This window comes from Streptomyces xanthophaeus (assembly GCF_000725805.1).
Classification (GTDB): Bacteria; Actinomycetota; Actinomycetes; order Streptomycetales; family Streptomycetaceae; genus Streptomyces; species Streptomyces xanthophaeus.
On record NZ_JOFT01000038.1, the window covers coordinates 14,972 to 30,337 of the forward strand.

Annotated in this window: 9 protein-coding genes; 5 read left to right on the forward strand and 4 right to left on the reverse strand. The window is 73.4% G+C overall.

What is annotated here, in order from left to right; all coding sequences use genetic code 11:
• Positions 1–107: 107 nt before the first annotated feature.
• Entirely contained in the window at positions 108–1,232 is a 1,125-nt protein-coding gene (locus IO30_RS0123465) for a GuaB3 family IMP dehydrogenase-related protein (protein WP_031145831.1), read from the forward strand.
• A gap of 90 nt (positions 1,233–1,322) precedes the next feature.
• Here IO30_RS0123465 and IO30_RS0123470 read toward each other — a convergent pair whose 3' ends face one another.
• The 4 genes from IO30_RS0123470 to IO30_RS0123485 form a co-directional block, all read right to left on the reverse strand.
• Positions 1,323–3,122: a M16 family metallopeptidase gene (locus IO30_RS0123470; protein ID WP_272933192.1), complete on the reverse strand. Its 1,800-nt coding sequence runs from the start codon at positions 3,120–3,122 to the stop codon at positions 1,323–1,325.
• 7 nt (positions 3,123–3,129) lie between these two features.
• Complete coding sequence (locus IO30_RS0123475; RefSeq protein ID WP_031145835.1) at positions 3,130–4,095, reverse strand: hypothetical protein; 966 nt, start codon at positions 4,093–4,095, stop codon at positions 3,130–3,132.
• Between the two features lie 97 nt (positions 4,096–4,192).
• Positions 4,193–4,666 (reverse strand): hypothetical protein, encoded by a 474-nt coding sequence (locus IO30_RS0123480; protein ID WP_031145837.1) that lies wholly within the window; start codon positions 4,664–4,666, stop codon positions 4,193–4,195.
• A gap of 118 nt (positions 4,667–4,784) precedes the next feature.
• Complete coding sequence (locus IO30_RS0123485) at positions 4,785–6,014, reverse strand: nucleotide sugar dehydrogenase (protein ID WP_031145839.1); 1,230 nt, start codon at positions 6,012–6,014, stop codon at positions 4,785–4,787.
• 256 nt (positions 6,015–6,270) lie between these two features.
• Between IO30_RS0123485 and IO30_RS0123490 the strand changes: the two genes are divergently transcribed.
• The 4 genes from IO30_RS0123490 (at position 6,271) to IO30_RS0123505 (ending at position 15,366) form a co-directional block, all read left to right on the forward strand.
• The gene (locus tag IO30_RS0123490) at positions 6,271–7,989 is read left to right on the forward strand and encodes a glycerol-3-phosphate dehydrogenase/oxidase (protein WP_031145841.1); all 1,719 of its coding nucleotides are present in this window, start codon (positions 6,271–6,273) and stop codon (positions 7,987–7,989) included.
• 195 nt (positions 7,990–8,184) lie between these two features.
• Positions 8,185–10,803 carry a serine/threonine protein kinase gene (locus IO30_RS0123495; RefSeq protein ID WP_107066923.1) on the forward strand — a complete coding sequence of 873 codons (2,619 nt, stop codon included), beginning with the start codon at positions 8,185–8,187 and terminating at the stop codon, positions 10,801–10,803.
• A 91-nt stretch (positions 10,804–10,894) separates the two neighbouring features.
• Positions 10,895–13,600, forward strand: a complete 2,706-nt coding sequence (locus IO30_RS0123500) for a protein kinase (RefSeq protein WP_031145844.1) — start codon at positions 10,895–10,897, stop codon at positions 13,598–13,600.
• A gap of 125 nt (positions 13,601–13,725) precedes the next feature.
• A complete protein-coding gene (locus tag IO30_RS0123505; protein WP_031145846.1) occupies positions 13,726–15,366 on the forward strand; it encodes a serine/threonine-protein kinase in 1,641 nt (546 codons plus the stop codon).

Here is a 15,366-nt window from a genome sequence, read left to right on the forward strand (position 1 = left end):
CGGGCCCGCCCCTTGCCGTTGCGGCGTCCGTACAGCGGTCACGGGGACGCGACTCCCCGGCGTTCAGGGATACTGGACGGGCAGACCCAGAGGAAAGGCCACCACACGTGACTGAGATCGAGATCGGGCGCGGCAAGCGCGGCCGCAGGGCGTACGCGTTCGACGACATCGCCATCGTCCCGAGCCGGCGTACCCGGGACCCGAAGGAGGTCTCGATCGCGTGGCAGATCGACGCGTACCGCTTCGAGCTCCCCTTCCTGGCCGCCCCCATGGACTCGGTCGTCTCCCCGCAGACCGCGATCCGCATCGGTGAGCTCGGCGGCCTCGGCGTGCTGAACCTCGAAGGCCTGTGGACCCGGTACGAGGACCCGCAGCCGCTGCTCGACGAGATCACGGAGCTGGACACGGAGACGGCCACCCGCCGCCTCCAGGACATCTACTCCGCGCCGATCCAGGCGGACCTGATCCGCCAGCGCATCAAGGAGGTGCGCGACTCCGGTGTCGTCACCGCCGCAGCGCTCTCCCCGCAGCGCACCGCCGAGTTCTCCAAGGCCGTCGTCGACGCGGGCGTGGACATCTTCGTGATCCGCGGCACCACCGTGTCGGCCGAGCACGTCTCGGGCGCCGCCGAACCGCTGAACCTCAAGCAGTTCATCTACGAGCTCGACGTCCCCGTGATCGTCGGCGGCTGCGCCACCTACACCGCGGCCCTGCACCTGATGCGCACCGGCGCCGCGGGTGTCCTCGTCGGCTTCGGTGGCGGCGCCGCGCACACCACGCGCAACGTGCTGGGCATCCAGGTCCCGATGGCGACCGCCGTCGCGGACGTGGCCGCGGCCCGGCGCGACTACATGGACGAGTCCGGCGGCCGCTACGTGCACGTCATCGCCGACGGCGGCGTGGGCTGGTCGGGCGACATCCCGAAGGCCGTCGCCTGCGGCGCCGACGCCGTGATGATGGGCTCCCCGCTGGCCCGTGCCACGGACGCGCCCGGCAAGGGCAACCACTGGGGCATGGAGGCCGTGCACGAGGACGTGCCGCGCGGCAAGAAGGTCGACCTGGGCACCGTCGGCACCACCGAGGAGATCCTCACCGGTCCCTCGCACAGCCCCGACGGCTCGATGAACATCTTCGGCGCGCTGCGCCGTTCGATGGCCACCACCGGCTACAGCGAGCTCAAGGAGTTCCAGCGGGTCGAGGTCACGGTCGCGGACTCGCAGCACAGCCGCTGACGGGACCGACGGCGGCGGGCCTGACGGCCTGACCGACATCGGCAAGGAGGGCCGGCACCCCGCTCGGGGTGCCGGCCCTCCTTTTGTGTCTCAGCCCTTGCCCTTGAGGCGGTGGCGCAGCACCAGGAGCCAGGGGACGAGGAACATCAGGCAGACGATCCCGAAGCCGCCCACGGCGGTCCAGTCGGGCCCGTCGGGGGTGAGTTCCGCGTCGGTCTCGCCGAGGACGAGCAGGCCGAGGACGACGGTCAGGAAGCCGGAGGCCAGGCCGAGCAGCCAGAGCACGACCGTGACCGCGGTGCTGCGGGTGGCCTTCGGTGCGGCCGGTTCGGCCTTGCGGGGCTGCGGTATGCGGGCGGGGTCGCGGGGCGGCATGCGGACCACCGCGGCGGGCGGGACGCCCGCGTCCAGGGGGGCCAGCTCGGCGGCGGTGATGCCGTGCAGGGTGGGTTCGACGGTGAGGGTGAAGCCGTCGTGGCCGACGAGGTGGCGGGCGCCGTCCGGGAAGACGTACATCAGCGAGCAGGCGGCGTACCGGACCGTCACCTGCTGGCCCGGGCCGACGAGGCTGACGCCGTCGCCCGCCACGAGCAGGGCGAGGTCGCGGTCCTCCAGGGAGGTGTAGCGCCGCCCGGTGACCGTGTCGGGGGAGGTGGCGGGGGCCGCGGTGAGTCCGGCCCAGTCCACGCCCCGGCGGGGGACCTGCATCAGGGCGCCCGCCCACAGCTCGCGGGCCACCCGCTGGAGGTCGGCGAGGGTGACGGCCTCGATCTGGGCCCGCGCCTCGGCGACGGTCAGGTCGCGGTGGCGCATCAGCAGGTTCATGGCCTGGGCGGGGAGCTTGGCGGCGGCGAGCTCCGGGACGTCGAACTGGGCCAGCGCGGCCGTCCGTACGGAGTCCAGGTCGGCCTGCTCGATCCGGCCGGCCCGCAGCTTCGCGAGGACGTCGACGAAGGCGCCGACCATCGCGTCCTGCTTCTCGGGGAGCGCGTCGGCGTACGCGATGACGGTCGCGGAGGCGGTGTCGCGCGGGCAGTACTCGGCGGCCGCGGTGTAGGAGTAGCCGCCCTTCTGGCGCAGTGCGCGGAACAGTTCCTTGCCGAGGACCTCGGTGAGCAGCCCGGCCTCGGTCGAGCGGGGCAGGACCGAGGTCAGGACGAGCCCGCCCTCGTCGCCCTGGAAGTAGGCGGGGGTGGCGGGGAGGGCGGAGGTCGCCTCGGGGACGGGGTGCCAGGTGCCGGTGGGCAGGGTGAGGTCGAGGCCCTCGGGGAGGGTGTCGCTGGTGATCCACAGGACCGCGTTCTCGGCGGTGAACCAGGTCCCGGCCCAGTCGCGGACGTTGTGCGCGGTGATCCGGTGCAGGCCGGCCTCGGCGTAGTCGGTGAGGCCGTAGGAGCGGGATCCGTACCGCCACAGGGCCATGCCGTGGCCCGGGCCGCGGCCGCGGCCGGCGGCCTCGGTGCGCAGGATCTCCTTCTCGGTCTCCAGCCGGTCCATGGGGAGGTCGCGCAGGGCCGCGCAGACGCCGTTGAGGTATTCGACGACGTCGGCGGGGGTGCCGGTGACGTGGAAGTGGGTGTGGGCGGCGGAGGTGGAGCCGTTGTAGTGCAGGTCGCTCAGGCCGTGCCGGTGCAGGGCGAGGTGTTCGACCAGGTGGGTGATCCCGCTGGTGGCGAGGGTCTCGTCGGCGCGGCCGACGCGGAAGAGGAGTCCGGCGGTGACGGGGCCGGAGCGCGGGGCGAGGAGGGTGCGGATGCCGTTGACGGCGGTGTGCGTGATGCCGTCGGCGTCGGTGGTGGTCGCCGGGCCGGTGGCGGGGTCCGCGACGGCCGGTCCGGTGGCGGGCGTGCCTTCGGTGGCGGGGCCGGTGGTGTCGATGTCCGTGTCCATGCCGTCCTCAGCCCTTCGCCAGTGCGGTCTTGCGGTGGCGCACGAACGCGGCCTCGTGGTCGTTGCTCAGATAGCCCCAGGGGAACTCGCCGGCCGCGTTGCCGAGGGCGCGGAAGTGCACGGCCGCTTCTGCGTGGCGGCCGGCCGCGCAGTGCGCCGCGGCGAAGGCGCTGTGGACGCCGACGGCGTGGTGGGCGTCGGCGCGGAAGCCGGGGTGCAGGGCGGAGCGGGCGGCGGCGTCGACCAGGCGCGCGTGGTTCTCCGGTTGGCGCAGGTACGCCTCGGCGCCGGCCTTGTTCGCCTTCTCCGAGAGCTCCAGGTACTGCTCCATCTGGGCGATGGCCGTGAGGGCTCCGGCCGGGCTTCCCGCGGGCGCCCCGTCCAGGCGCTGCCGGGCGAATCCGTGTGCGGACTCCCAGCTGCCGCCCCATTTGGGGCAGAGCTGCTGGAGCAGTTGGAGCTGGCCGCTGTAGTGGTGGGGGTGGTGCTCGGCGAGCCGGTCGTAGCGGCGCCGGGCCTCGCTCTCGCCCAGTTCGAGGCCGCGGGCGGTGATGAGGCGCACGTACCAGGCGAGGGCGTACTCGGGGTACTCGGCACAGACGTCGATCAGCAGGATCTCGGCGCGCCGCAGTGCGGAGTGGAAATCGTGGAACTGGCCCTTGGAGACGTGTTCCGCGCGCTGGTTGGAGCGGGCGGCCCAGCCGATCCGGACCAGCCGGTCGGCGAGCAGGGTCCGGGCCAGGGGATCGCCCGGCCAGCGTTCGGCTTGCGACCGGAGGAAGGTTTCCGAGCCGTCGGTCTCGGCGACCGTCGCGCTGGCGACGGCGCGGTCGTCCTCGCAGAGGGGCGTTTCGAGCCCGGTGCGGACGGCGTCCCAGTCCCCCCGGCGCACGGCTTCGCGCAGTGCGGCGAGGGAGGGGATGCGGTCGGCGGGTTCGAACACGGGCCGACCGGGAGGAGGAAGAGCAGACACGCGCGGATCATATGATCGGCAACCCCGTAGTCAACAGGGGTTGCCGTCTTTCGGGCCGCGATCGTGCCTGCTCAGCGCCGTTCGGGAGGGCCGGACGTCAGTCGCTGACCTTCTTGGCCGTACCGAACGCGGTGAACGCGCCCAGGGCGAAGAAGAGGAAGGACATGGCGTCGGTGCCTTCCTTCCAGATGTCGTTCAGGCCGCTGATGCCGACGGTGTCGAAGACCTCGCCGGCGCCGACGTTGCCGTACTCGGCCAGCGCGAGCACGATGAAGAACATCTGGCCGAGGTAGACGGCGCCGAGGGAGAGGGCGGCGGCGACCACGGGCAGGATCACGTTGCGCCCGCCGATCTTGCCGGCGGCGAGGCCGACGAGGAGGCCGACACCGGCCGCGGCGTAGCCGATCTCGCGGTCGGCGGCCTGCATGATCCAGCCGTACGCGGCGGCGGAGACCAGGGCGGCGACGACGGCGGCGACGATGCCGAAGCCGACGTTGCCGCTGCGGGCCGGTGCCGGGGCGGGCGCCTGGGTGTAGGAGCTGGGCGCGGGCGGCTGGAAGTTCTGGCTCATCGGGAAATCCCCCCATGGGAAATGCGGCACACGAACGGCCGTCGGCCATAAGTGCGAGATAAGTGACGCCGCAGGCTAGCACCCGCCCCGGACATCGACCGGGGGGATTTCCCTTCCCTCAGAGGCGGTGGGCGGCGCCCGCCGGGCTGGCGCCGCGGGTGTCCAGCAGCAACTGTGCCTTCACCGCGAGTCCTTGCAGGTCATAGGTGCGGTGGTGCTGGAGGAGGATGGTCAGGTCGGCGTTCGCGGCGGCCTCGTACAACGATTCGGCACGGGGGACCGGCTGGTCCCGGACCCGCCAGCCCGCGATGTACGGATCGTGGTAGCTGATCAGGGCCCCCAGGTCGAGGAGGCGGCTGGCGATCTCGCTGGCCGGTGAACCCTCCTGGTCGGCGAGGTCGGGTTTGTACGTGACCCCGAGCAGCAGGACGCGGGCGCCGCGGGCGGACTTCCCGTGCTCGTTCAGCAGGGTGGCGGACCGCTGGATGACGTACTGGGGCATCCGGTTGTTGATCTCCTGCGCCAGGCCGATCATGCGCAGGGGGTGGCCGGGGGTGCGGGTGGTGTGGGGGAGGTAATTGGGGTCCAGGGGGACCCCGTGGCCGCCGACGCCGGGGCCGGGGCGGAACGCCTGGAACCCGTACGGCTTGGTCTCCGCGCAGCGGACGACGTCCCAGAGGTCGACGCCGAGGTCGTGGCAGAGCACCGCCATCTCGTTCATGAGGGCGATGTTCACGTGCCGGTAGTTCGTCTCCAGGAGCTGCACGGTCTCGGCCTCGCGCAGGCCGCGGGCGCGCACCACCTTCTCGGTGAGGCGGGCGTAGAAGGCGTGGGCCGACTCGGTGCAGGCGGGGGTGAGGCCGCCGATCACCTTGGGCGTGTTGGAGATGCCGTGGGTGCGGTTGCCCGGGTCGAGGCGGCTGGGGGAGTAGGCCAGGTGGAAGTCGCGGCCGGCGCGGAGCCCGGATCCCTCTTCGAGGATCGGGCGGAGGTAGTCCTCGGTGACGCCCGGGTGGACGGCCGATTCGAGGATCACGGTGGTGTGCGAGCGCAGCCGGGCGGCCAGCGCACGGCCGGCCTCGCCGACGGCGGACAGGTCGAGGGCGCGGTCGGCGCCGAGCTGGGTGGGGGCGCAGATGACGGCGGTGCGGACCCGTCCGAGCTCGGCGGGGTTGGTGGTGACCCGGAAGCCGGCCGCCGACATGCGGCGGATCTCGGCGGCGGTGAGGGTGGAGTCCGTGACCGGACCGCTGTCGTAGCCGACCGTCTCGATCCCGGCGGCGACGGCCGCCTGGGCGAGGGGGAGGCCGAGATGGCCGAGTCCGATGACGGCGAGGTCTGCGGGCATGGGGTGCCGTCCCTTCCCTGACACGAGGGGGATGCGCGCGCAAGCCCTGTGGACAGGGGTAGCCCCCGAGGAGCTGGCGCAATGTCAGACTAGGCGTATATATGACAGATATGTCGCATTCTGGAGTGGTGGTCGCCGTTGTGTTGTCCACAGGCGGTGGCTGATGTGGGTGCGGACGGTCAGAATCGGGCAACGGGGGATGTGAACGGGATCACCCGCACGAAGCGGGGAACACCCGCACCAACGGGAGGCAGCCGTGAGGACAGCGACACTCGGCCCGGCGCAGCGCGCCGAGGCCCTCGCCCGGATGGCCGAGCGGGAGTTGGACGTACTGGTCGTGGGCGCGGGTGTGGTCGGCGCCGGCACCGCGCTCGATGCGGCGACCAGAGGCCTCTCGACCGGGCTGGTCGAGGCGCGTGACTGGGCCTCGGGCACCTCCAGCCGCTCCAGCAAGCTGATCCACGGCGGTCTGAGGTACCTGGAGATGCTCGACTTCGCCCTCGTGCGCGAGGCGCTGAAGGAGCGCGGCCTGCTGCTGGAGCGGCTCGCGCCGCACCTGGTGAAGCCGGTGCCGTTCCTGTACCCCCTCCAGCACAAGGGCTGGGAGCGGATCTACGCCGGATCGGGCGTCGCCCTGTACGACGCCATGTCGGTGTCCAGCGGACACGGCCGGGGCCTGCCGGTGCACCGCCACCTGTCGCGCAAGCAGGCGCTGCGGGTCGCTCCGGCGCTGCGCAAGGACGCGCTGGTGGGAGCCCTGCAGTACTACGACGCCCAGATGGACGACGCGCGCTACGTCGCCACGCTGGTGCGGACGGCCTCGGCGTACGGGGCGCAGTGCGCCAACCGGGCGAGGGTGATCGGCTTCCTGCGCGAGGGCGAACGGGTGGTCGGCGCGCGCGTGCAGGACGTCGAAGGGGGGCGGGGGAGCGCCGGGGAGTACGAGATCCGAGCGAAGCAGGTCGTGAACGCCACGGGGGTGTGGACGGACGACACGCAGGCGCTGATCGGCGAGCGCGGCCAGTTCCACGTCCGCGCCTCCAAGGGCATCCACCTGGTCGTACCGAAGGACCGGATCCATTCGAGCACCGGGCTGATCCTGCGCACCGAGAAGTCGGTGCTGTTCGTCATCCCGTGGGGCCGGCACTGGATCGTGGGCACCACGGACACCGACTGGGACCTGGACAAGGCGCACCCGGCGGCGTCGAGCGCGGACATCGACTACCTGCTGGAACACGTGAACTCGGTCCTCGCGGTGCCCCTGACCCGCGACGACGTCCAGGGCGTGTACGCGGGACTGCGGCCGCTGCTGGCCGGGGAGTCGGACGCCACGAGCAAGCTCTCCCGCGAGCACACGGTGGCGCACCCCGTGCCGGGGCTCGTGGTCGTGGCGGGCGGCAAGTACACGACGTACCGGGTGATGGCGAAGGATGCGGTCGACGAGGCGGTCCACGGGCTCGACCAGCGCGTCGCGGAGTGCGTGACGGAGGACGTGCCGCTGGTGGGCGCGGAGGGGTACCGGGCGCTGTGGAACGCCCGGGCGAGGATCGCGGCCCGGACGGGTCTTCACGTGGTGCGGGTGGAACACCTGTTGAACCGGTACGGGTCCCTCACCGAGGAACTGCTGGACCTGATCGCCGCCGACCCGGGGCTCGGCCGGCCGGTAACCGGGGCGGACGACTACCTCCGGGCGGAGATCGTCTACGCGGCCTCGCACGAGAGCGCACGGCACCTGGACGACGTACTGACCCGGCGCACGCGGATCTCGATCGAGACCTTCGACCGGGGGACGCGTTCGGCGCGGGAGTGCGCCGAGTTGATGGCTCCGGTACTGGGCTGGGACAAGGGGCAGATCGAGAAGGAAGTGGAGCACTACGAGAAGAGGGTGCAGGCGGAACGGGAATCGCAGCGCCAGCCGGACGACCAGACGGCGGACGCGGCACGGCTGGGGGCGCCCGACATCGTTCCGTTGTAACTCCGGCATGCGGAAGGGGGAACCGCGGACCCGGGGCGCCCGTCCGTTGCGTAGTGAGGGACAATGAGGGTTCTGCCGGGGCGGGTTACCCGACGGATTTCGGCCGGAGCGGGGCACCGGGAACCCCGGCGGCTGTCGGACGGCCGGGAACGGCCGGGGCAGCCGGAGCTGGCGGCACGATCGCAGAGGGGACGCATGTCGAAGCCGGAGCACACCGAGTCGCCGGAGCCGGTTGCTGCGCAGCCGGGGGCGGGCGAGGCCGATCCGGCGCAGCCCGTTGCTGCGCAGCCGAGGGCGGGTGGGGCCGATCCGGCCGAGCCCTCCGAGGCTGCGGCCGACGCCGGGCCTGCGGCGGCGAAGCCGAAGAAGCCCGTGGCGGCGAAGCCGAAGCCTGCGGCGGCCAAGCCTGTGGGGGCGAAGGCCGACCTGGCGAAGCCTGTTGCTGCCGCTGCCGCTGAGGCTGCGGACGCCGAGCCCGCAGGGGCGAAGCCCGTTGCCGAGCCTGCGGGTGCGAAGCCTGTGGCGGCCAAGGCCGATCTGGCGAAGCCTGCTGCCGTCGCTGAGCCTTCGGACGCGAGGCCTGTGGGAGCGAAGCCTGTTGCTGCCGCTGAGGCTGCGGACGCCGAGCCCGCAGGGGCGAAGCCCGTTGCCGAGCCTGCGGATGCGAAGCCTGTGGCGGCCAAGGCCGATCTGGCGAAGCCTGCTGCTGCTCGCGCCGGGGGTGCGGAGGCCAAGCCCGTTGCTGCGCCTGCGGATGCCAAGCCCGCCGAGCCCGCGGACGCGAAGCCCGCGGGTGGGACGTCCGTGACGGTCAAGGCGGATGCCGTGGCCGCCGAGGTCAAGGCCAGGGCCGAGGCCGGGAAGGCGGCGGCTGCCGGGCAGGACAAGGGACGGCTGCTCGCCGGCCGCTACCGGCTCGGCTCCGTCCTGGGCAAGGGCGGCATGGGCACCGTATGGCGTGCCGAGGACGAGATCCTCGGCCGGACGGTCGCCGTCAAGGAGCTCCGCTTCAGCACCGGCGTCGACGAGGACGAGAAGCGCCGCCTCATCACCCGTACGCTCCGCGAGGCCAAGGCGATCGCCCGGATCCGCAGCGGCGGCGCCGTCACCGTCTACGACGTCGTCGACGAGGACGCCCGCCCCTGGATCGTCATGGAGCTCATCGAGGGCTCCTCGCTCGCCGAGTTCATCCGGGAGAACGGCCCGCTGACCCCGCGCCGCGCCGCCGAGGTCGGCCTCGCCGTGCTCGACGTCCTGCGCGCCGCGCACGGCCAGGGCATCCTGCACCGGGACGTGAAGCCGTCCAACGTGCTCATCGCGGGCAGCGGCCGCGTCGTCCTCACCGACTTCGGCATCGCGCAGGTCGAGGGCGACCCCTCCGTCACCTCCACCGGCATGCTCGTCGGCGCCCCCTCCTACATCTCCCCCGAGCGCGCCCGCGGTCACAAGCCCGGCCCGCCGGCCGACATGTGGTCGCTCGGCGGCCTGCTGTACGCGTCCGTCGAGGGCACGCCCCCGTACGACAAGGGCTCCGCCCTCGCCACGCTCACCGCGGTGATGACCGAGCCGGTGGACCCGCCCAAGAACGCCGGTCCGCTGACCGAGGTCATCTACGGCCTGCTCGCCAAGGACCCGGCCCAGCGGCTCGACGACGACCGGGCGCGGGCGATGCTCACCGCCGTGCTCGACGCACCCGAGCCCGCGCCGAAGCCCGTACCGGTCCCCGCCGACGAGACCCGGCAGATATCGCTGGCGGACGCCAAGCAGGCGGCCGAGAAGGCCGCCGCGGAGAAGGCCGCGGAGAAGGCGGAGAAGAAGGAACGCGAACGGCGCGACCGCGAGCAGCGCGAACGGGCCCGTGCCGCACTGAAGGCGGCCCGCAAGGCGGCGGCCGCCACCGCGCCCGCCACCGCGGTCTCGGCCGCGGAACCGCCCGCCCCGTCCTCCCGGCCGGCTCCGGTCGCGGCCCCGCTCACCGACGTGATGCCGCGCCGCACCATCGCGCTCGCGATAGCCGGTGTGCTCGTCGTGCTCGCGGTGGTCGGCTCGCTGATCGCCTACGCCGTCAGCGGCGACGACGACAAGGGCGGACGCAAGGACGAGGGCAAGGGCGGGAAGCCCACCCCGGCCGCGTCCGGGGCCCAGTCCCCGGGCAGCACCCCGGCCACCACCGCCGGCGGCGGCGAGTCGCCGAAGGGCACCGACCCGAACGGCGGCGCCAACGGCAACGGCACGGCCGACGGCGGCGGTACGGAAGGCGGCGGCCAGCCGGGTCAGGGCCAGCAGAGCCCGGGCACGGGCACGAGCCAGGGACAGGGGCAGGGCCAGGGCTCCACGACCGGCGGCCCCGGCGGGGTACCGGCCGGGTACGCCGTGGTGACGGACCTCGGCTTCCACTTCTCGATGGCGATGCCCGAGGGCTTCAAGCAGCAGGCCATAGCGGGCGAGAACTCCGGTGCCATATACAGCCGCGACGGCGGCTTCCCGCGCATCCAGGTCGACTACACCGCCAGCCCCGGCAACGACGCCCGCCTGGCCTGGGCCAAGGCGGGCCCGGCCGTCGCGGGCAGCAGCAAGGGCTACCGCATCATCAGCCTCGACACGGTGGAGTACCGGGGCTACCCGACCGTCGCGGACTGGCAGTTCGAGCGGGAACAGCAGGGCATCAAGGTCCGCGTCCTCAACCGCGGCTTCAAGGTGGACGCCACGCACGGCTACGCCATCATGATCAGCTGCCCCGCCGACCAGTGGGACGGCCCCGAGTGCACGCAGATGCGCAACACCGCGTTCGAGAGCTTCCAAGTGCTCGGCTGACGAGCCTTGTCAGGCTCGGGACGCGGGCGGCCCCGGCGACGTATCGTGTCAGCGGGGCCACGGGGGACCCGACGCACTCGGGGGAGGCGATGTGGAGGAGTACGCGGGCCGGATCCTCGCCGACCGCTACCGGCTGCCCCTGCCGCCGACGGACGAGTACGAACTGGTCGAGACCCGCGCGTTCGACACCCGTAGCGGACAGGAAGTCCTGGTCCGGCAGGTGCCGTTGCCGGAGCTCGTCGACGCCGAGATGCTGGACGGGCACCGGGCCCCGGCCGCCGGGCGCCGTTCCGCGGCGGAACTGCCGGCCGTGCGGCGCGCGATCGAGGCGGCTCAGGCGGCGGCCGCGGTGCCGGACCATCCGCGGCTGGACCAGGTCTTCGACGTGTTCGCCGAGGGCGGGTCGCTGTGGATAGTGAGCGAACTGGTCCCGGCCCGGCCGCTGGCCGCGCTGATCGCCGATGAACCGCTGACCCCCTACCGGGCGGCGGAAGTCGCCTCCGACGTGCTCACCGCTCTGCGCGTGCTGCACGCGCACGGCTGGACGCACCGGAACATCACCGTCAGGACGGTCCTGGTCTGCGACGACGGCCGGGTGGTGCTGACGGGACTGGCGGCGGGCGCCGCCGAGGACGCCCTGTGCGGGTACGACCCCGTCCCCGGGCAGGATTCCGCTCCGGGCAGTGGTACGGGATGGGACGCCCCGCAGGTGCCGGGGGGCGGCGGCTTCGGCCACGGACCGCAGGAGCCTTACGGGTTAGAGCCCGCACCCGAGCCCGAGCACGTCCCTGCGCCGTTGCCCGCGCCCGTGCAGCCCGTGCAGCCCGTGCAGCCCGGGCCGGCCGATGCGCCGCTCGTGGCTCCCGGGTACGACACCGGGCCCCGCTACCGCGACCACATCACCCCCGGACGGCCCGAGGAGCGGCCCGACCCCAAGGCTGCCGCGCGCGCCGGGGCCGTCGCCGCCTACCGGGCCGGGGCGCGGGCCGCCGCGGCCAGGGTCATCGAGGAGCGCAGGGCCGGTGCCGGGGCCGGTGCCGGGGCCGGTGCCGGGGCCGAACCCGCCCCGGAGGCGCGGCCCGAGGGGTCGACGCTGCCGCACGGGTACTCGTACCCCTACGGCGGCCCGCAGGGCGGGACCTCCGTGCCCTGGCACGGCGCGACCCCGCGCCGCCCGGCCCTCCCGTCGGCCGGGTCACTGGAGCAGGCGCAGGGCCCCGAGCAGGGCCGACTGTACGACCCGGCGCAGGACCGGGAGCAGGAGCAGGGCCAGGAGTCGGCGCAGGACCAGGGCCAGGAGTGGGCGCAGGACCAAGGCCAGGAGCGGTTCCGGGAGCAGGACCCGCAGCAGGGGCCCGAGGGCCGGTACGCGGCTCCGGCCGGGCCGCAGGCCCTCCCGCGGGCCGAGCAGCCGTCCCCGCCGTGGCCAGGGGCGCAGCCGCAGAACGGGTCCGCCCGGCCGGCCCTGCCCGCACAACTCGCCCTGCCCCAGGGCTACCGTCAGGCCGAAGCCCGCGCCGAAGCCGCGGAAGCCCGCGCCGCAGCGCAGCCCGGGGCCGTGGACGCGCCCCGTCAGCCCCGCTCCGACGGCTGGGCCGGTGGTCCCCGTACCGGGCTGGACGCCGAGCGCGCCCGGCTGACCCGGATGGCCGTCGTCGGGGCCGTCACCGAGCGCTGGGCCCCCGAACAGGCGCGTGCCGTGACCGGTCCCTGGCAGCTGGCGGCCCCCGTCGGGCCCGCCACCGACCTCTGGGCGCTCGGCGCGCTGCTCTACCGCGCCGTGCAGGGGCACGCCCCGTACCCCGAGGACGGCGTCTCCGAGCTCGTCGAGATGGTGTGCTCCGAGCCGCCCGCCTTCGCCGAGGAATGCGGCGCGCTGCGCCCGGTCGTGGAGTCGCTGCTGCGCCAGGACCCCACCGAACGCCCCGACTTCGAGGAGCTCCGCGGCTGGCTGCGCTCCCTCGTGCGCTCCGCGCCCGAACCGGAGGCCGGGTTCGCCGCCCTCCCGATGCCGGAGCCCGACCCGGCGCGGCTGCCCGTCGTGCGCAGGCGCGGCGACCTGCACGGCAGGCACCGCAATCCGGCGGCCCCGCGCAAGCCGCGCGCCCTCGGCCGGATCCTGCTCGTGGGCATCCTCGTCCTGCTCGCCGGGGCCGTGGCGTACGCGATGGTGTTCATGCCGCGGGCCGGCGAAGAGGGTCGGGGCGGCGCTGCCCCGAGCCCCTCACAGGGCCCGACGGGCGGCCCCGCCACGCCCGGTGCCTCGTCCGGCACCCCCACCGGGACGCCCGAGTCCAAGCCCGCGCCGCAGACGGCCACCTCGCCCGCCGCCCCGGCGGCGCCCGCCCCGGCCGGGTACACCTCCCAGCAGGACCCGGAGCACTTCGAGATCGTGGTGCCGAACGGCTGGGAGCGCCGCGGCATCAACGAGGCGGGCCAGGTGCGGTACACCGACGGGCAGTTCGCGCTGACCGTGGTCCCGGGCCGGGACAAGGTCGAGGGCAATCCGGATCCGGCGGCCTACCAGAAGGACAAGGAACAGGAGCTGACCCCGTACCGCACCTCCACCTGGTCCACGGTCAGCGAGGTCAAGAGCACGAAGGTGGGTCAGCAGCTGCGGGCCACCGGCAAGTACACGTGGATCGACGGCAACGGCCGCAGCGTGGTGGCCCGCAACTTCGTCGTCGCGCTCGGCGGCAGCTACCACGTGGTCGTGGTGACGGGTCCGCAGGACGAGGAGGGCAAGGTCACCGAGGTCTTCGAGAAGGCCACGGCGAGTTACCGGGCGGGCGGCTGAGGCCGTGCTGACGGACGATCAGTACGGCAATTGCGTCACAGTGCTGTCTCACCGCGCCCGCGTGGTTCCAGCAGCGCCCAAGGGCTCCGTAATCTGGCCCGAAGTGCACAGAGCGGCGGGGTTTCGTGGAACAGCAGACAGGTGCGGGCGCCGTGCTCGCGGGCCGGTACCGGCTCGTGGAGCCCATCGGACGCGGCGGCATGGGCAAGGTGTGGCGCGCGCATGACGAGCTGCTCCACAGGACGGTCGCGGTCAAGGAACTGACGGCGGGTCTGTACGTCGCCCAGGCCGACCGCGAGGTCCTGCACGCCCGGACCCAGAAGGAGGCGCGGGCGGCTGCCCGCATCCAGCACCCGGCGGTCGTCACCGTCCACGACGTCCTCGAACACGACGACCGGCCGTGGATCGTCATGGAGTACATCGACGGTCCCTCGCTGGCCGAGGCGGCCAAGGCGGCGGGCCGGATCGAGCCGCGCGAGGCGGCCAGGATCGGGCTCCACGTCCTGGGTGCGCTGCGCGCCGCGCACGCGGTCGGTGTCCTGCACCGGGACGTGAAGCCGGGCAACGTGCTGCTGGCCAAGGACGGGCGGGTCCTGCTCACGGACTTCGGGATCGCCGCGATCGAGGGCGATTCGTCCATCACGCGCACCGGCGAACTCGTGGGCTCCATCGACTACCTGGCGCCGGAGCGGGTCACCGGAGGGGTTCCCGACCCGTCATCCGACCTGTGGTCGCTGGGCGCCACCCTGTACACGGCGGTGGAGGCCCGCTCTCCGTTCCGTCGTACGTCGCCCATCTCCAGCCTCCAGGCCGTGGTGAACGACGAGCCGCCGGCCCTGCGCCAGGCGGGCGCCCTGGGGCCGGTCATCACGGCGCTGCTGCGCAAGGACCCGGCGCACCGTCCATCGGCCGTGGAGGCCGAACGGATGCTGCTGGAGGCGATGGAGGGCCGCGAGCCCAAGGCGGCCCAGGCGTACGTACCGACGCGGGCGGTCGGAGCCGAGGAGCTGGCCCCGGCGCAGAACGGGCCGCAGGAGCCGGCCCCGGCGGGCGACGCCGCGCAGACGGCCCCGCTGCCGGAGCCCGCCGGTTCCGGGACGCTGTTGGCTGCCGCTCCCGCGGTCCAGGGCGGCGGCTGGATCAGACGCGCCGCGGTGGTCGCGCTGGTGGCGGCGCTGCTCGGCGGCGGCGGTGTGTTCGGGATCCTCAAGTACACCGGGGACTCGGGGACGGAGCGGAGCACGAGTTCCACGGGCGGGCCGTCGGGCGGGCAGTCGGGCGACGACGGGAAGCCGCAGGAGGTGGCGCCGCCGGCCGGCTACAGCAAGGTCACCGACCCCTCCGGGTTCACGCTCTTCATCCCGGACGGCTGGACGCGCATGGTGAACGGCAGCCAGATCGACTACACCCCGGACAACGGGAAGCGCTACATCCGGATCGCCGCCGACTCGACACCGGACTACGAGAACCCGTACGCGCACGTGCTCGACCTGGAGCGGCAGGTGCAGAAGCGGACGGACTACAAGCGGGAGAAGCTGGAGCCGAACACCTTCAGGGACAGCCTGCGGTCCGCGCTCTGGGAGTTCACCTGGACCGAGAAGGGCGTGCACGCCGGACCCCGCCGGGCCATCGAGCAGATGTACATCGCTCCGGACGGCACCGAGTACGCGATCTACATGACGAGCCCGGTCTCCGTCTGGAGCACGACTCGCCAGCAGTTCGACGTGGTGCTCAGCGGCTGGGAGCCGCCCGCCCCGAAGTCCTGA